Consider the following 17,771-nt stretch of genomic DNA (forward strand, 5'->3'; position numbering starts at 1 on the left):
GCGGTAACCATCACTGTCGTGCAACCGCTTGCACACCAAGGGTATTCGTCCATCACCCAACGATTGCGGTCAATACGTCGTCAAGAGTGACCACACCGATCGGCCGTCGCCCGTCGCTGACCAGCACCATGTGCCGCCGTTCGCGACGCATGGACAGCAGCAGGTCGGCCAGCGTACGGTCCGGCGGCACCACCGCCAGCGGCCGGTAGACGTCGGCCGGCACCGGGGACCGGCGGCCCTGACCGGCGTACCCGAGAACGTCCTTGACGTGCACGAAGCCGAGCACCCGACGGGTCGACCGCTGCACCACCGGGAACCGGGACCGGCCGGTCCGGGTCGCCAGCACCTCCAGTGACGCCGGCGAGACGTCCTCGGCCACCGTCACCACAGTCGACCACGGTTGCAGCGCGTCCGCCGCCGTCCGGGCGTGCAGGGCCAGCGCGCCGGTGATCCGCGCGTGCTGTTCCGCGTCGAGCAGCCCCTCGGTCCGCGCCTGCGAGACCAACCCGGCCAGCTCCTCGGCGGTGAACACAGTCTTCACCGACTCGGACGCCTCGATCCGCCAGAACCCGAGCACCCTCCGGGCCGCCCATTTCATCGCGAGCAACAACGGTTTGGTGGCCACACAGAATGCCAGCATCGCCGGGCCGAGCCAGAGCGCGGAGACCTCCGGACCTGCCAGCGTGATGTTCTTCGGCACCATTTCACCGACGACCGTGTGCAGAAAGACCACCACGCCCAGCGCCAGCACGAAAGCCACCGGGTGCACCGCCCGCTCCGGGAGGCCGGCCGCGTGGAACGGCGGCTCCAGCAGGTGCGCGAGCGCCGGTTCGGCGATCGCGCCCAGACCCAACGAGCAGACAGTGATGCCGAGCTGCGCGCCAGCGATCATCAGCGGAATCTGGTTCATCGCCGACAACGCCCAGCGGGCGCGTTTCGACCCGGCGGCCAGCGGCTCGATCACCGTCCGACGGGACGCGATGAGCGCGAACTCGCTGCCCACGAAGAACCCGTTGCCGAGCAGCAACAGCACTGTCACCAGCAGCTCAGTCATCGTCGTCCGGGTCCGCCGGGCGCAACACCCGGACCTGCTCGATCCGGTGCCGCTCGACCTCGACCACTGTGAACTCCCAGCCGGCCGCCTCGACCGACTCGCCGGCGAGCGGGATGTGCCCGAGCTGGGCCATCAGGAACCCGGCCAGCGTCTCGTACGGCCCCTCGGGTAGCCGGAAGCCGGTCTGCTCGGCCAACTCGTCGGAGCGGAGCACACCGTCGACCAGCACTGTGCGCTCACCGCCCGGCACGGTCAGCTCGTCCGATCCGTTGTCGTCCACGCGCGCCGGGTCGAACTCGTCGGCGATCTCCCCGACCAACTCCTCGACGAGGTCCTCGACGGTCACCACGCCGTCCGTGCCGCCGTACTCGTCGACCACGATGGCCAGGTCCGCCCCGGCCGCCTTCAACGCCGCCAGGACACCGTCCAGGTTCAGGCTCTCCGGCACGTACACCGGCTCGCGGGCCACCGAACCGACCCGGGTCGACGCGCGGTCGGCCAGCGGCACGCCCAGCGCGTCGGGCACCCCGGCCACGCCGGTCACCAGGTCCAGGGTCTCCTCGTACACCGGAAACCGAGTCCGCCCGGTCCGCCGCGACTCCTCCAGAAGCTCCGCCACGGTGGCCGTGGCGCGCAGCGCGACCACGTCCACTCTGGGGGTCATCGCCTCCGCTGCCCGCTTGTCACCGAAGCGGATGGTGCGACGCAGCAGCATCGCGGTGTCCGTGGGCAGCGCGCCGGCCCGCGCCGAGATGCCCGCCAGCAGGCCCAGTTCCTCCGGCGAGCGGGCGCTGGCCAACTCCTCCTGCGGCTCCACGCCGAACGCCCGGACCAGTCGGTTCGCCGAGCCGTTCAACCCCCGGATCACCCAGCCGAACGTCCGGGAGAAGGTGTGCATCGGACCGGCCGTGGCCAGCGCCGCCGGCATGGGCCGGGCCAGCGCCGCGTTCTTCGGCACCAGCTCGCCGAAGAGCATGGAGATGAGCGTGGCCAGGGCCAACGCGAGGAACGGGGTGAGCCGCTCCGTGTTGTCCCCGGCCAGCGGGCGCAACAGCGGGGTGAAGAGCCGAGCCAGGGCCGGCTCGGCCAGGTAGCCGGTGAGCAGCGCGGTGATGGTGATGCCGAGCTGCGCCCCGGAGAGCTGGAAGGAGAGTTCGCGCAGCGCTGTGCGTACCGTCAGGGCGGCCTGGTCGCCCGCGGCGGCCCGCCGGTCGATCTCCGCCCGGTCGACAGTGACCAGGGCGAACTCGGCCGCGACGAAGAACGCGTTGCCCGCGGTCAGGGCTGCGAAGCCGACCAGGGGCAACAGCGTCATCAAGAGTAGGCCGTCGATGTCGCCTCACCTCGGCGAGATTCTTGCACGACGGCGGCGGCCCTCAGGGGCCGCCGCCGTCGATGAACAGATCCCGGAGGTACGCGTCTCAGCCGCCGATCGGCGCGGTCTCCTTGCCGCCCTGCGGCTGCTCGGGCTTGACCGAGCGGAGCAGCACGGTGGCCACGTCGATCACCTCGACCTGTTCGCCTGCGCCCTTGCCGTTGACTCCGTCGCTGAGCATCGTCGAGCAGAACGGGCAGCCGACCGCTACCGTCTTCGCCCCGGTGGCCATGGCCTCCTCGACCCGGTCCACGTTGATCCGCTTGCCGATCTTCTCTTCCATCCACATCCGGGCGCCGCCGGCACCGCAGCAGAAGGAGCGCTCGCTGTTACGCGGCATCTCGGTCAGGTCGCCCGCGATGGCGTCACCGAGGACCTCGCGGGGGGCCGCGAAGACGCGGTTGTGCCGACCCAGGTAGCAGGGGTCGTGGTAGGTGACGCCGCCGTCGACCGGCTGCACCGGCGTGAGCTTGCCGGTGGCGACCAGGTGCGCGAGCAGTTGCGTGTGGTGTACCACCTCGAACTCCCCGCCGAGCTGCCCGTACTCGTTGCCCAGGGTGTTGAAGCAGTGCGGGCAGGTCGCCACGATCTTGCGCTTGGCCTTCTCCCGACCCTCGAACGCCTCGTTCAACGTCTCCACGTTCTGCTGGGCGAGCATCTGGAAGACGAACTCGTTGCCGATCCGTCGCGCCGGGTCGCCGGAGCAGGTCTCGCCCTCGCCCAGGATCGCGAACTTCACGCCCGCCTCGTTGAGCAGCGTGGCCACTGCGCGGGTGGTCTTCTTGGCCCGGTCCTCGAACGCGCCGGCGCAGCCGACCCAGAACAGGTACTCGAAGTCGTCCACCTCGCCGACCCGGGGCACCTCGAAGTCCAGACCCTTGGTCCAGTCCTCGCGGGTGTTCTGCGGGGCGCCCCACGGGTTGCCCTTGTTCTCCAGGTTGCGCAGCATCACCCCGGCCTCGGAGGGGAAGCTCGACTCGATCAGGACCTGGTAGCGGCGCATGTCGACGATGTGGTCGACGTGTTCGATGTCCACCGGGCACTGCTCGACGCAGGCACCGCAGGTGGTGCAGGACCAGAGCACGTCCGGGTCGATGACACCGCCCTCCTCGGCGGTGCCGATCAACGGCTTGTCGGCCTCGGCGAGGGCCAGCACGTCCAGGTGGGCGAGTTGCGCCTGGGTGGCCTTCTCCTCGCCGGTCAGGTCCTTGCCGCCGCCGGCCAGCAGGTAGGGCGCCTTCGCGTACGCGTGGTCGCGCAGGCTCAGCACCAGCAGCTTCGGCGACAGTGGCTTGCCGGTGTTCCAGGCCGGGCACTGCGACTGGCAGCGACCGCACTCGGTGCAGGTGCTGAAGTCCAGGAGGCCCTTCCAGCTGAACTGCTCGACGTGGGCGACGCCGAACTGGTCCTTCTCCGGGTCCGCCTCCTCGAAGTCGAGCGGCTTGCCCTGGCTCGTCATCGGGCGCAGCGCGCCGAGACCGGAGCCGGCCGGCTTGGCGGGCTCCCGCTTGAAGAAGATGTTGGGGAACGCCAGGAAGCGGTGCCAGGCGACGCCCATGGTGACGTTCAGGGAAATGACGATCAGCCACGTCATCGAAATGATGATCTTGATGGCCGCGGCGACGCTGACGCCGTCCGCCCAGTCGGGCAGCACCGCGCCGACCGCGTGGCTGACCGGAGTGGCCCAGAACGGGAACTCGAAGTGGTCGGTGGCGACCTTGAAGCCCCGGATCACGAAGCCGAAGATCAGGACCAGCAGCACGATCCACTCGACGAAGTAGCCCTGCCACATGGTCGAGCCGGTGAACCGGGACCGCCCTCCCGGGCGGGTCGGTCGGTTGCGCAGCCGGATCGCCATCAGCACCAGGATGCCGACCAGACCCAGCACCCCGATGATCTCGGTGACCAGACCGAAGATCGTCCAGTGCCCGATGATCGGCAGACCACCGTCGGTGGTGACCACCTCGAAGTACGCCTCGAGCACCAGCAGCGACAGCACGACGAAGCCGACCATCACGAACCAGTGCGCGGCACCCACCACGCCCCACTTGAGCATCCGGGTGTGGCCGGCCGTCTCCACGAGCATCGTCCTGGCGCGGGCGACCTTGTCGGAGAACCGCTCCGGCGCGGGTTGCCCGAGCCGGATGACTGCCACCATCTTCAGGACCGCACGCACCGCAAGCCACACCGCCACGGCGGTGATGGCGGCTGCGAGGATCGTGGTGACGATCTGGACGCTGCCCATCGAGTTGGCCTCCCCGGTCTGCTGCCTGATGACCTCGCTGTGCTCGGTCATGCAGTGCAGCCTACGCGAAGGTTACCCAGCGGTAACGTGAGTCATCTCGCAGTAGGCCGCGCTGCCTGCGCACACCATAGGGGGCCCCACCCGATCCCGCTGGGCAGGGGCTCGACGGGGTGACGTGGGACCGCCGACGCGACGGTCGGCGGATCAGCGCCAGCGAGAGAGCAACGCCAGCGAGGCGACCATCGCACCGAAGCCGACGGCGAGGTTCCAGTAACCCCACGCCATGACCGGGTACTCCTGCTCGGACAGGTAGTAGAGCACCAGCCAGCCGATGCCGACGACGATCAAGGCGACCGCGGTGATCGGCAACCACACCGGGCTAGGCTTGCGCGACGACGACGTCGTCGTCGGACGCACGTCCGTCGGCGGGGTGTACACCTTCTTCTTACGGACCTGAGACTTGGGCACGGCGCTCTCCAGAGGGGTGACGACCTCGTCCGGCCTGACAACCGGGCGCGGGGGCGACGGTCCATGGCCAATAATGTTCGAGAGCTAGCGTAGTCCCGATTGGCCGCCCGGACCACGAATGGGGTCAGGCCGGTGCACGGAGTGACCGAAAGAGGCGGGACTGTTCGCACCGGCCCAGCCGGCACGGACCGATCCCCGACACGCGGAAGGAACGCTCGGTGGAGTACACATCCGGCGCAACCTCCTGGCAGAAGGTCCTCCGACGCGCCGCCGCCGGGCTGCTGCCCCGGCGACCGCGCCAACGCCGTCCGGGCTGGTCGATCGGGGTGCCCCTGATCGCCGCGGCGGCCGGGTTGCTCTTCACCACCACCGCGACCACCGCAGGCGGCACCTCTCTCCGGGAGGACCGACGCCCCCAGCTCAACCAGCTCATCGAGGACCGCCGCGAACAGGTCGCCGCCAGCGAGCGCCGCGCCGCCGAGCTGCGCGGCGAGGTCGAGCAACGGACCAACACGCTGGCCGGCTCGGACGCCCCGATCAAGGCTCAGCAGAATCGCGCCCAGGGCAGCCTCCAGGACGCCGGGTTCACCGCCCTGAGCGGGCCCGGGGTCACCGTCGAGCTGAACGACGCGCCCCAGCTCGACCAGACGCAGTCGGACGCCAGCAACGACGACCTGGTGGTGCACCAGGGAGACGTGCAGGCGGTGGTCAACGCGCTCTGGGCCGGCGGGGCCGAGGCCATGTCAATCATGAATGTCCGCGTGCTCACCACCAGCGCGGTACGCTGCGTCGGTAACACCCTGCTACTTCACGGCCGGGTGTACTCCCCACCGTTCAAGATCGTAGCGATCGGCGATCCCGCTGCCCTCCAGCAGGCCCTCGCCAGCTCTCAGGGAGTCCGGTTGTTCAAGGACGCGGTCGACGACTACCAGCTTGGCTACAAGGAGACTGCCTCCACGGTGCGAGTTCCCGCATTCGAGGATTCCACAGCCCTGCGCTCGGCTACGGTGCCCAAGTGAGCGGGCCGGACGAGCGACGCGACGGGCGACACCGGGACCATACCGACGAGCCGACCGCCTTTCTGCCCAAGGTCGACCGACCCGAGTCGGCACCGGGCCGACCGACCCCGGCCGGCAACTGGCCCGAGCCGGTGCTGCAGCCGCCGCGAGCCGAACAGCCGCCGCGAGCCGAACAGCCGCCACGACCTGAGCAGCCGCCGCGAACCCAGCAGCCGCCACCGAGCGCCACTCGACCCGAGCCGACCGGGCCCCCGGGCCGCCCGGGTGCCGAAGCGCCGCCGCCCTGGCCGGGCAGCGCAACTGCCGGGGCGGGCTCGCGCGGCGGGGCCGGGGTTCCCCCCGCGACCACCCCCGGCCGGCCGGCCGCCGGCAACCAGGGCCCGGTTCGGCCCGCTGCCCCCGGCAACGCCCCGACCCGACCTCCCGCGCCCAGCGCCGCCCCGACCCGACCCCCTGCGCCCAGTGCCGCACCGACCCCTCCGGCCACGCCCGGCGGGGTGCCGATGCCAACCCGTCCGGCGGCCCCTGGCGCGCCGAGCCGGCCGGTCTCCTCAGGCCCTTCGACGCCGCCGCTGGCCGACTCACCGACCGCGTACATCCCGCAGGTCACCGCTCGGCCAGCCCGACCCACCGACTCCCCGGTCTCCCCGCCCGCCCCCGACCGCGTCGCAGCGGCCGGGCCGGAGGGCTTCCCGCCGACCGGGCCCAGCCGGGTGCCGCCGACCGGGCCGGGCCGGGTGCCGCCGGGCGCTGGCGTGGATCGCGGCGCGGACCCGGCCGCCACCGCGATGATTCCGGCCGTGCCCGCCGCTCCTGCCAGCAGACCGCCGACCATGGACTCGACAGCGTTGATGGGTGCCGTCCCCCGCATCGCCGTCCCGGATGAGCCGACCGGTGCCAGCCCTGCCGACCCTCCCCAACCCCGACGCGGCGAGCGGGTGGTGCAACTCCGGCCGCACCAGACCGGCGAGGGCTACAAGAGCGTCTACTCCGAGCTGACCCGCCCGTCGTTCGGCTCGCGACTGCGCACCGGCATCCGTGTCACCGGCGAAGTCCTGATCACCTTCGGCCTGGTCGTCCTGCTCTTCGCCGGATACGAGGTCTGGGGCAAGTCGGCGATCGTCGACGCCCACCAGAACGAGCTCAACAACGAGTTGACCCAGGCGTGGGGTCCGACCGACGACCCGACGGTGGCCCCGTCGGTCGGCCCGAGCGTCAAACCGTCCCCACCGGTACGCGGAAAGCCGCTCGCGGGCCTCTACATCCCCAAGCTCGACAAGAACTGGGTGGTCGTAGAGGGCGTCACTCAGGAGGACATCCGCTTCGCCCCCGGCCACTACCCGACCAGCGCGCTCCCCGGCCAGGTCGGCAACTTCTCCGTCGCCGGCCACCGCAACCGGGCCACCTTCTGGCGGCTGGACGAGCTGAATGAGGGCGACCCGATCGTGGTCGAGAGCAAGACCGACTGGTACGTCTACCGGGTGTCGCAGTCCCGGATCGTCCGGCCGACCCAGGTCGAGGTGGTGGCGCCGGTGCCCGGCCAACCGGACAAGAAGGCAACCAAGCGGATGCTCACCCTCACCACGTGCAACCCGAAGTTCGACAACTACCAGCGCCTGATCATCCACGCCGAACTGGACCGCACCCAACCCAAGTCCGCGGGCCGCCCGGCGGAGCTGGAAGGCTGACCCGATGTACGCGTTCATCTGGCGCAAGTTGCCGTTCGGCGTGGTCGGGAAGCTGACCGGCTCGGTGCTCCTGGTGGCCGCCACGGTGGCCCTGCTGTGGTACGTCGCCTTCCCGTGGGCCGAGCCCCTGCTGCCCTTCGACGACGTGCAGGTCGAGTCCGGCGTACCTGCCGAGACGGGTGGCGGCGGCGACCCGGTGACCGGGGAAACCCCGGCCGGTGACGAGCACGAACTGCCGTACGACACCGACCAGAACAACCCAGCGCCCCCCTCCCCGAGCAGGTGACCATGCGCGTCCTGGTGATCGACAACTACGACTCCTTCGTGTTCAACTTGGTGCAGTACCTGGGCCAGCTCGGCGTGGACTGCGAGGTCCGCCGCAACGACGAGATCGACGTCGCCGAGGTCGGCACGGTTGGCGCCGACGGCATCCTGCTGTCGCCCGGGCCGGGCAGCCCGGACCGGGCCGGCATCTGCCTGGACGTCATCCGGGAGTACGCGGGCAAACTGCCGATCTTCGGCGTCTGCCTCGGCCATCAGGCGATCGGCGAAGCGTTCGGGGCGACCGTGACGCGCGCCCCCGAACTGCTGCACGGAAAGACCTCCGAGGTACGCCACAACTCGGTCGGCGTGCTCGCCGGTCTGCCCGATCCGTTCACCGCCACCCGGTACCACTCGCTCGCCGTGCTGCCCGAGACGCTCCCCGACGAGCTGGAGGTCACCGGCTGGACCGGCTCCGGCGTGGTCATGGCGATGCGGCACCGGACGCTGCCCATCGAGGGCGTCCAGTTCCACCCGGAGTCGGTGCTCACCGAGGGCGGCCACCTGATGCTGGCGAACTGGCTGGCCAGTTGCGGTCACCCCGAGGCGCTGGAGCGGGCACCCGCGCTGGCCGCCGAGGTGGACGCGCGTCGTCTGGCAGCCTTCGCCACCGCCTGAGGGCGGGACGTCAGCGCCCGGTCACCGGATCGTCGGGACCCCGCGCCTGCCCGGTCAGCCTCGCAGCGCGTCCTGGACCGCAGAATTCGCTGGCGAACGCACCGCCGGCGGTCGGCCGCGCACCGCGTCCCACGCCGCCTTGCCACTGGCGAAGTAGTCCCGGACCGACTTCTCGGCCAGCAGGGCAGCGCCGCAACCGTCACAGCGGGCGGTCACCCCGTCGACGTCGACGCCGAGCTGCCGGCACAGCGTCACCGCCCGGGACAGGTGGTACGACTGGGTGACGATCAGGGCCCGCTCGACGCCGTACACCTCGCGCGCTCTCGCGCAGCTGTCGTAGGTGTCCAGGCCGAACGGGTCGGCCACCACCCGACGCCTGTCGACGCCGCGCTCGGCGAGGTACGTCGTCATCACCGCCGGCTCGTCGCCGGACGCCCCGCCGCCGTCGCCCGACACGAGGACGACAGTGGCCCGCCCGCTGGTCACCAGCTCGGCGGCGGTGTCCAGGCGGCCGGCGAGACGGTCACCCGGTCGCTGCCGATCGGCCGCCACCTCGGTGCCGAGCACGATCACCACGTCGGCGGCCGGCGCGTCGGCGGCGGCGTACACGTGCCCGCGTGCGGCGAGCGTCGTCCACAGCCACGGGGAACTGGCGAGCACCAGTACGACGAGACCTGCGACGGCCAGCCGGCGGAGGCGGCGAGGCCACCGCCGTACCGCCTCGGCCGGGGACGCTGCCGCCTCGGTCATGCCGATGCCCGCGGGTGGCCTAGTCCTGGGGCCGGCCCGGTGGGGGTGGGATCGGCAGACCGATGCCGCCCCCGCCGCCGGGAGTGGTCGGCGTGCCCGTCGGTGTGGTCGTCGGTGTGGTCGTCGGCGTCGGGTCGGTCTCCGGCTCGGGTTGACTCACCTTGATGGTCACCTTCGTGCCGGTGGGCTTCTTGTCGTTGCCGTTCGGGCTCTGGTCGGTGACCTTCCCCGCCTGGTCGGCGGGCACCTCCGGCCCGTCCTGTACGGCGACAATGAAGCCGGCGTTCTTGAGGACGCGGGTGGCCTCCTCCTGGCCCAACCCGACGACATCCGGCACCTCGCGGACGTTGCCCTTCGAGACCGTGAGCTTCACCTTCGTGCCTTCGGGAACGCTCTCGCCCGAGGGCGGGTCGACGTCGAGAACCTCGTCCTGGCTCGCCTCGGCGTTCACCGGCACGACCTCGTACTTGAGCTTCGCCTCGGTGAGCCGGGCGATGGCGCTCTCCTGCTTGCTGCCCTTGAGCCCGGCCGGGACGCGCACCTCGGGCTTACCGCCACAGATCTGAATGGTGACCGTACCGTTCTGCCTCACCTGGGTGGTCGGCAGCGGGTTCTGCTGAACGACAGTGCCCTCGGTGCAGTCACTTGCCAGCACCGGGTCACCCACCTGTGGGGACAGACCGGCCTTCTGGATCTCGGCGATCGCCACGTCCCGGGCCTTGCCGGTGAGGGTGGGCACCGACTTCAGTTCGTTGCCCTTCTGCTGGTCCCAGAGCAGGGCGGCGACCAGGGCGATCACCGCCAGCACGCCGACCGCGCTGAACATCGCGATCAGGAACGAGGACGCCTTGCGCTGACGAGGGTCGCCCACCCGGGCCGGGATCTGCCCGGTCTGCGGTCCACGGCCGGAAGCCGGATAGCCGCCCCCGCCGCCGGCCGGGGCCATCGCCACCGTCTCCGCCTCGCGCAGCACCGGGGTGGCCAGCACGGGACGGCCAGCGGCGGCGCGGAGCAGGTCGGCCCGCATCTCGCCAGCGCTCTGGTAGCGGTTGAGCGGGTTCTTCGACAGCGCCTTGAGCACGATCGCGTCGACCGCCGGGGTGACGTCCGGGTTGATGTCGCTCGGCGTCGGCGGCGTCTCCCGTACGTGCTGGTAGGCGACGCTGACCGGGCTGTCCCCGACGAACGGCGGGTGCCCGCAGACCAACTCGAACAGCACACACCCGGCCGCGTACACGTCGGAGCGGGCGTCGACGGCCTCGCCGCGCGCCTGCTCCGGGGAGAGGTACTGCGCCGTACCGATGACCGCGCTGGTCTGGGTCATGGTGGTCGCACCGCTGGCCAACGCCCGGGCGATGCCGAAGTCCATCACCTTGACCTGGCCGGTCTGGGTGAGCATCACGTTGCCGGGCTTGATGTCGCGGTGGATGATCCCGTGCCGGTGGCTGAACTCCAGGGCGGCGCACATGTCGGCGCAGATCTCCAGCGCACGGCGCGGTTGCAGTCGCCCCTCGGCGCCGAGGACCTCCTTCAAGGTCCGCCCGTTGACGAACTCCATGACGATGAACGGCAGCGTCTCACCGGTCGGCGCGGTCTCCTCGCCGGTGTCGTAGACCGCCACGATGGCCGGGTGGTTGAGCGAGGCGGCGTTCTGCGCCTCCCGACGGAACCGCATCTGGAACGTCGCGTCCCGGGCGAGGTCGGTGCGGAGCATCTTGATCGCGACGTCCCGACCGAGCCGGAGATCGCGACCACGGTGCACCTCGGCCATGCCGCCATAGCCGAGCAGCTCGCCGACCTGGTACCTGCCACCGAGCAGGCGGGCCTGCGCTGTCATCGCGTCTGTCGTCCTTCGCTCGTCGTCGTCCCGCCGTCGCCCGGCTGGAGTCGTACCTCTCGACGGTACGACGTCCGGGTCGGATCGTCGCGCCCGTCGAGTCGTAGCGCGCCGGACGTCACGGTGCGCGGCGCAAGCTCGGCGGATACGCCGGCCTGCGACTGCTTCCGCAGGTTGTAGGAAATCACGCCAGAGCAGAGCAGGACCAGCACGGCCAGCAGGATGGCGAGAAGCACCATTCCAGGCCGGGACCGCTGGGGCTGGGGTGACGGCGTCGCCGGGCCGGCCTGCCGGGCGTACGCCGGCGGGTGTTCCTGCCGGGGCGGCCCGGACGGCACCGCTGCCGCACCGCGTGGGTAGCCGTTCGGGGCCCCCTGCGGGCGGACGGGCTGGACGGCCGGCGCGACGGCGGTGGGGCGTGGCTGTTGGGCGGGTGCGACAGCGGTCGGCCTCGCTCCGGCCACCGGCGGGCGGGCGGCCGGCGGACGCATCTGGTGCGCCTGCGGCACCTGAGCCCGGCCCGGCGCGGCCGGCGAGGCGGGCGCCGCGGACACCGGCCCGGAGTTCGCGCCGGCCCGAGCCTGCTGGGAGAGCGCGGCCTTGAGCTGGCGGGCGACCCCGGCGAGTGCCGCGGCGCTCGGCCAGCGGGCGGCAGGATCCTTCGCCAGCGCCCGTTCGACCAGAGCGCGCACCTGCGGAGGGATGTCGGCCGGCAGTGGCCGGGGGGTCTCCCGGACGTGCCGCATCGCGATGTCGAGGGGGTTGTCGCCCTCGAACGGCCGCCGACCGGCCAGGCACTGGTAGGCGACAACGCCTAGGGCGTAGACGTCGGATGCCGGGGTGGCCACGCCGCCGGTGGCCTGCTCCGGTGAGATGTACGAGGCGGTGCCGAGCACCGAACCGGCGGCGGTGAGCTGGCCGACCATGTCGGAGCGGGCGATGCCGAAGTCGGTCAGCACCAGTGTGCCGTTCGGCCGGACCAACAGGTTGCCCGGCTTCACGTCGCGGTGCACGATGCCCTTTTCGTGGGCGGCGTGCAGCGCGTCGGCGGCCTGCGCGACGAGGGCCATCGTCCGCGCCGGGGTGAGCCGGCCGACCCGGCTCAACGTGGACGACAGGGCGTCACCCTCGACGTACTCCATGACCAGGAAGGCGATCTGCTGGTCGTTGCCGAAGTCGTAGACGTCCACCACGCCGGGATGGTTGATGGTGGCCATGGTCCGGGCCTCGCCACGGAACCGCTCGCCGAAGTCCGGGTCGTCGAGCAGGGCGGGGAGCAGGCTCTTCACCGCGACCGTCCGGCCGAGCACCTGGTCGGTGCCGCGCCAGACGTCGCCCATGCCGCCGCTGGCGATCCGCTCGTCGAGACGGTAGCGGTTGCCGAGCTGCACGCCGGGGCTGAGCATGTCAGCGACCCCCTGGGTCGGCGATGGCGGCCTTCATGATCTGGCCGGCGATCCGCGCCGCCTCGGCGCTGCCACCGGGGCCGGCCTGCTCCAGCATCACGCAGACAGCGGAGACCGGGTTGCCGTTCTTGTCCAGGGCGAAGCCGATGAACCAGCCGTGGTCGGGCCGGTCCGGGGCGGACTGGGCGGTGCCGGTCTTGCCACCGACCGTGTAGCCGCTGATCGCGGCCTTCTTGCCGGTGCCGTTCTGGACCACGCTGACCATCATCTCGCGCAGGTCGGCGGCGACCGGGGGCTCGACGGGCTGGCGCAGCTCCCGCGCCTTCGCGCTGTAGTAGCTGGTGGTCCGGTCCGGCGCGAGCAGCTGCCGCACCAGGTACGGCCGCATCTGGCTGCCGTTGTTCGCGATCGCGCCAGCGATCATGGCGCCTTCGAGCGGGGTCATCCGGACGTTGTTCTGGCCGATCGAGGACTGGGCCAGCGCGGCCGGGTCCGTGCTGCCGTCCGGGTTCTGGATGTCGCCGGTCCGACTGGCCGCCGTGGGCAGGCCGCCCTCACCGAGATGACCGACGGTGAGGTCCTCCTGCTCGAAGCCGAACTGCCGGGCCTTCTCCTTGATGGTGTCGGCTCCGAGTCGCACGCCGAGCTGCGCGAAGCCGGTGTTGCACGACTCGGTGACCGCCTCCAGCAGGGTGACCTTCGGCTGCGGGCAGATCGAGGCGGCGGCGTTTTTGATCGGGGTGCCCGAGGTGGGCGGGGTCCAGCTGGAACCGGCCGGGATCTGGGTGGACTTGGTGATGCCGTTCTCGAGCGCCGCCGCGGCGACCACGATCTTGAAGGTGGAGCCCGGCGGCAGTGTCTCGTCGAGCGCGCGATTCTTCAGCGGTTCGGCCGGGTCCTGCTCCAGCTTCTTGTACGCCACCGTCGCCTCGTTGGTGTCGTGGCTGGCCAGCGGGTTCGGGTCGAAGCTCGGCATGGAGACCAGCGCCTGGACGGCACCGGTACGCGGGTCGATGGCGATCGCCGCGCCCCGCTTCGCACCCACCTCGTTGTTGCGCAGCTGGTCGTACGCCACGTCCTGGGCCCGCTTGGAGAGCGAGAGCAGCACGTTGCCGCCGCCGGTGTCGTCGCCGGTGAACATGTCCTTCAACCGGTCGCCGATCAGCTGGTCGCTGGTGCCGGCCAGGAAGTCGTTCTCCACCCGCTCGATGCCCTGGTCGGCCAGGTTGACCGGCTTGTAACCCAGCACGTGGGCGTACTTGGCGCCGCTGGGATACATGCGCCGGAACTTCAGGTTGCCGGTGGTCTCCTTGCTGGTCGCCAGGGCCGTGCCGCCAGCCTCGATATTGCCGCGCTTGCGGTCGTACTCGGCGACCTGGACCCGACCGTTGTAGTCGCTGGTCCGGTATTCGTCCGCCTTGTAGGCCTGGATCCAGTTGAGGTTGGCGAAGAGCAGACCGAACAGGACCATGACGACGACGCCAACGCGGCGCAGGGGTGCGTTCACGGCTTGATCACCTCCGTGGGAGCACCGTGCAGCTGCTCGGGCGGGCCACCGCTGGGACGAGCCGCCTTGCCGCCGCCCCCTCCGGTCACCGGTCGGCGGGCTCCGTCGGAGACCCGCAGCAGCACCGCGATGAGCAGCCAGTTGGCCATCAACGACGACCCTCCGGCGGACAGGAACGGGGTCGTCTGACCGGTCAGCGGGATGAGCTTGCTGATCCCGCCGACGATCACGAAGACCTGGAGGCCGAGGGTGAACGCGAGACCGCCGGCGAGCAGCTTGCCGAACGAGTCGCGTACCGCCAGCGCGGCGCGCAGCCCGCGCTCCACGATGAGCAGGTAGACGACCAGCAGCGCGGACAGGCCGAAGAGGCCGATCTCCTCACCGATGCCGGCGAAGATGAAGTCGTTCTGCACCTCGGGCAGGATCTCCGGCTGACCGCCGCCCGGCCCGGCACCGAAGAGCCCGCCCGTGCCCAGGGCCAGCAGGCCCTGCACGAGTTGGTAGCCCTTGTTGGTCGGGTCGGCGAACGGGTCGAGCCAGATCTCCGCCCGCACGTAGAAGTTGGCGAACGGCCCGCCGACCGTCGAGCCGAGGACGTAGGCGAGGTACGCGCCGCCGAAGAAGAGGACCAGGCCGATCAGCAGCCAGCTGACCCGTTCGGTGGCGATGTAGAGCGTCACCACGAACATGCCGAAGTAGAGCAGCGAGGTGCCCAGGTCCTTCTCGAAGACCAGCACCAGGACGCTGATCAGCCAGACGCCGACCACCGGCCCGAGATCGCGGCCACGCGGGAAGTCGATGCCGAGGAAGCGCCGACTGGCCAGCGAGAGCACCTCACGCTTGCGCACCAGGTAGTAGGCGAAGAAGACCAGCAGCGCCAGCTTGGCGAACTCACCCGGCTGGATGGAGAAGCTGCCGACCCGGACCCACAGCTTCGCGCCGTTGATCTCGGAGATGCTCGACGGCAGCACCGCCGGGATCATCACCAGCACGATACCGGCCAACCCCAGGGTGTACGCGTACCGCGAGATCGACCTGTGGTCGCGCATGATCGCGAGCAGGCCGGCGGCGAGGATCACCGCACCGAGCGTCCAGGCCAGCTGACGCCCGCCCTGCCCCGCGAAGACGGCCAGGCTCTCCCGCTCGGCCACGGGGGCGTCGCCCAGGTCGATCCGGCGCAGGAAGCCCACCCCGAGCCCGTTGAGCAGGGCCACCGCCGGCAGCAGCGCCGGGTCGGCGAACGGGGCCAGGAACCGGATGACCAGGTGCAGGCCGAGGAAGACCGCGCCGAGCGCGGCTGCCGGCATCCAGAAGTCCGGGGTGACCGTGTCCAGCAGGTTCGCCTCGACGGTCGCCCCGTACGCGGCCACCAGCACCATCGCGAGCAACAGCAGGTACAGCTCGGCGTTGCGGCGCGACCGCGCCAGGCGTACGCCGGATTGCTCGCCCGCGGTGGCGGGCGAGGGTGCCGGTGTGGCCGCTACGGTCACGGGTGGAGTCCTCAGGATCTCAGCCGACGCTCACTCAGGAGACCGGCAGCCGGCCGGGTCGAGCGCCGGCGGGGCCGAGTCGGAGGGCGTGACGTCGGGTGTGGTGGTCGCGCCGGCAGCACCGAGAGCGGTGGTGGCACCGACGGTCGGGCTTGCGCTGACGACCCCGTTGGGGGTCGGCGACGCGTTGGCGCTCGGGCTGCCGTTCGGGGTCGGCGTCGAACCGAGTGGGCTCGGCGTCGGCGTCGGCGTGGTGACCCCGACGGCGGTCGGGTCGAGCGGGCAGAGCGGCTTCAGGTTGGGGTTGCTCGGCGTGTCGCTGGTCAGCTCGGCGAGCTGACGCTCGGCGTCCGGCTCACTCTTCGCCCGGATGCCGACCTTGACGGTGTCCTGGGCGGCGACGGTGAGGTCGTCCAGGCGGGTGCCGCTGCGGCGGTGCACGCTGGACAGGTCCATCCCGGCGATCTGACCCTGGACACCGCGGAAGACGGCAACCTGGCCCTCTTCGGTGGCTCCCACGTAGTACTGCCGCTGGGTGTACGTCCAACCGCCGAACGACGCACCGCCGACGATCACCAGCAGGGCCAGCGCCATGGCGGCGGTCCGGACCGGGCGTCGCTTCGGCCGATCGGCGTCATCGTCGGAGGCCGCCGGCTCCTCGGGCGCGGCCGGACGCGGCGCGGAGAGCGCCGACGCTCGGGCGGCCGGAGTCGAGTCGTCGGCGGAGGTCGCCATGCCCCGGTCCCGGGCGGCGGCGCCGCCCACGATCGGGGTCGCCTCGACGATGTCCTGGTCGGTGGCGTCGGCGATGATCACCGTGATGTTGTCCGGCCCACCGCCGCGCAGCGCGAGCTGCACCAGCCGCTCGACGCACTGCTGCGGGTCGGTGTACTCCCGCAGGGTCTCGCCGATGGTTTCGGCGCTGACCACACCCGAGAGGCCGTCGCTGCAGATCAGGTACCGGTCGCCGGGCATGACCTGGCGGACCGAGTATTCCGGGTCGATGTCCCGACCGTCGAGGGCACGGGTGAGCAGCGACCGCTGCGGGTGGCTGCTCGCCTCCTCGGCGCTGATGCGGCCTTCGTCGACCAGCATCTGGACGTAGGTGTCGTCCTTGGTGATCTGCGCGAACTCGCCATTGCGCAGCAGGTAGGCCCGCGAGTCGCCAATGTGGACCATCCCCAGCTTGCTGCCGGTGAAGAGGGTCGCCGTCAGCGTGGTGCCCATCCCCTCCAACTGCGGGTTGGCGTCCACTGTGTCGCGGAGTTGTTGGTTGGCGGTGCCCACTGCCGAACGCAACGCGTCGACGAGAGCGTCCCCTGGGACGTCCTCGTCGAGCGGCGCCATGGCACCGATGACGATGTTGCTGGCGACGTCACCGGCGGCCATACCGCCCATGCCGTCGGCAACGGCGAGTAACCGCGGCCCGGCGTAGACGGAGTCTTGATTGCCGTCTCGGATCAGACCGCGGTCGCTGTGGGCCGCATAGCGCAGGGTCAGAGTCATGGCCGTAATTCGAGGGAAGTGCGGCCGATCCGGATCGGCACGCCGAGGGGGACGGGGGTTGGTCCGGAGACCTTAGCGCGATCGAGGTACGTGCCGTTAGTCGAGCCGAGGTCCTCGACGTACCACTGCCCCTCACGCGGCATGAGCCGGGCGTGTCGCGCGGAGGCGTAGTCGTCGGTGATGACCAGGGTGGAGTCCTCAGCCCGACCGATGGTGATCTGCGCTTCCCCGAGAGTGATTTTGGTGCCGGCCAGCTGACCGGCCGTCACTACCAGTTGGTGCGCCGCTCTGCCCCGTTTCACCTTCGCTGGCTTGGCCCCCTGCCCCGTCGAGGCGCCCACCGCGCGTGGCGCGGCCACCAGACGACCGGACCGGGCGCCCGCGAAGAGGTCCCTACGGATCACCCCGACCACCGTGAACACGAAGATCCACAGCAGGATCAGGAACCCGAACCGGGCAACGGTGATGACCAGTTCCGGCAAGGCGG

15 protein-coding genes are annotated in these 17,771 nt (G+C 71.0%); 4 read left to right on the forward strand and 11 right to left on the reverse strand.

Annotation, left to right across the window (positions count from 1 at the left end):
• Nucleotides 1-52: 52 nt before the first annotated feature.
• The 4 genes from AB0B68_RS13965 to AB0B68_RS13980 form a co-directional block, all read right to left on the reverse strand.
• Nucleotides 53-1,054 (reverse strand): hemolysin family protein, encoded by a 1,002-nt coding sequence (locus AB0B68_RS13965; RefSeq protein WP_355004619.1) that lies wholly within the window; start codon nt 1,052-1,054, stop codon nt 53-55.
• Nucleotides 1,047-2,369, reverse strand: coding sequence for a hemolysin family protein (locus tag AB0B68_RS13970; RefSeq protein ID WP_357260201.1), 1,323 nt, complete (start codon nt 2,367-2,369; stop codon nt 1,047-1,049). The genes AB0B68_RS13965 and AB0B68_RS13970 overlap by 8 nt, the downstream gene beginning before the upstream one ends.
• Before the next feature lie 106 nt (nt 2,370-2,475).
• The gene (locus AB0B68_RS13975) at nt 2,476-4,674 is read right to left on the reverse strand and encodes a (Fe-S)-binding protein (protein ID WP_357194828.1); all 2,199 of its coding nucleotides are present in this window, start codon (nt 4,672-4,674) and stop codon (nt 2,476-2,478) included.
• A gap of 204 nt (nt 4,675-4,878) precedes the next feature.
• Entirely contained in the window at nt 4,879-5,142 is a 264-nt protein-coding gene (locus AB0B68_RS13980) for a cell division protein CrgA (protein ID WP_112583988.1), read from the reverse strand.
• A 218-nt stretch (nt 5,143-5,360) separates the two neighbouring features.
• Between AB0B68_RS13980 and AB0B68_RS13985 the strand changes: the two genes are divergently transcribed.
• The 4 genes from AB0B68_RS13985 to AB0B68_RS14000 all read left to right on the forward strand — a co-directional run bounded on the left by AB0B68_RS13985 (nt 5,361) and on the right by AB0B68_RS14000 (nt 8,788).
• On the forward strand, nt 5,361-6,161 hold the full coding sequence (locus tag AB0B68_RS13985; protein ID WP_357194816.1) for a DUF881 domain-containing protein: 801 nt from the start codon (nt 5,361-5,363) through the stop codon (nt 6,159-6,161).
• A 62-nt stretch (nt 6,162-6,223) separates the two neighbouring features.
• The gene (locus AB0B68_RS13990) at nt 6,224-7,849 is read left to right on the forward strand and encodes a class E sortase (protein ID WP_357260269.1); all 1,626 of its coding nucleotides are present in this window, start codon (nt 6,224-6,226) and stop codon (nt 7,847-7,849) included.
• A 4-nt stretch (nt 7,850-7,853) separates the two neighbouring features.
• Nucleotides 7,854-8,135 (forward strand): hypothetical protein, encoded by a 282-nt coding sequence (locus AB0B68_RS13995; protein WP_238687886.1) that lies wholly within the window; start codon nt 7,854-7,856, stop codon nt 8,133-8,135.
• Nucleotides 8,136-8,137: 2 nt separating this feature from the next.
• The gene (locus AB0B68_RS14000; protein ID WP_357194813.1) at nt 8,138-8,788 is read left to right on the forward strand and encodes an aminodeoxychorismate/anthranilate synthase component II; all 651 of its coding nucleotides are present in this window, start codon (nt 8,138-8,140) and stop codon (nt 8,786-8,788) included.
• A gap of 54 nt (nt 8,789-8,842) precedes the next feature.
• Here the strand turns inward: AB0B68_RS14000 and AB0B68_RS14005 are convergent, their stop codons facing one another.
• The 7 genes from AB0B68_RS14005 to AB0B68_RS14035 are packed head-to-tail and all read right to left on the reverse strand — an operon-like array spanning nt 8,843 to nt 17,766.
• On the reverse strand, nt 8,843-9,538 hold the full coding sequence (locus tag AB0B68_RS14005) for an ElyC/SanA/YdcF family protein (RefSeq protein ID WP_357194810.1): 696 nt from the start codon (nt 9,536-9,538) through the stop codon (nt 8,843-8,845).
• Nucleotides 9,539-9,557: 19 nt separating this feature from the next.
• Complete coding sequence (gene pknB, locus AB0B68_RS14010) at nt 9,558-11,375, reverse strand: Stk1 family PASTA domain-containing Ser/Thr kinase (RefSeq protein WP_357260204.1); 1,818 nt, start codon at nt 11,373-11,375, stop codon at nt 9,558-9,560.
• Nucleotides 11,372-12,781 carry a protein kinase gene (locus tag AB0B68_RS14015; RefSeq protein ID WP_357260207.1) on the reverse strand — a complete coding sequence of 470 codons (1,410 nt, stop codon included), beginning with the start codon at nt 12,779-12,781 and terminating at the stop codon, nt 11,372-11,374. Before AB0B68_RS14015 ends, pknB begins: the two co-directional genes overlap by 4 nt.
• A 1-nt stretch (nt 12,782) precedes the next feature.
• Entirely contained in the window at nt 12,783-14,288 is a 1,506-nt protein-coding gene (locus tag AB0B68_RS14020) for a penicillin-binding protein 2 (protein WP_357260210.1), read from the reverse strand.
• Entirely contained in the window at nt 14,285-15,778 is a 1,494-nt protein-coding gene (locus tag AB0B68_RS14025) for an FtsW/RodA/SpoVE family cell cycle protein (RefSeq protein ID WP_355495355.1), read from the reverse strand. Before AB0B68_RS14025 ends, AB0B68_RS14020 begins: the two co-directional genes overlap by 4 nt.
• 30 nt (nt 15,779-15,808) lie before the next feature.
• Complete coding sequence (locus AB0B68_RS14030) at nt 15,809-17,284, reverse strand: protein phosphatase 2C domain-containing protein (RefSeq protein ID WP_357194798.1); 1,476 nt, start codon at nt 17,282-17,284, stop codon at nt 15,809-15,811.
• Nucleotides 17,281-17,766, reverse strand: a complete 486-nt coding sequence (locus AB0B68_RS14035) for an FHA domain-containing protein (protein ID WP_355004608.1) — start codon at nt 17,764-17,766, stop codon at nt 17,281-17,283. The genes AB0B68_RS14030 and AB0B68_RS14035 overlap by 4 nt, the downstream gene beginning before the upstream one ends.
• Between the last annotated feature and the right edge of the window lie 5 nt (nt 17,767-17,771).

The organism is Micromonospora sp. NPDC049049 (assembly GCF_040649115.1).
Classification (GTDB): Bacteria; Actinomycetota; Actinomycetes; order Mycobacteriales; family Micromonosporaceae; genus Micromonospora.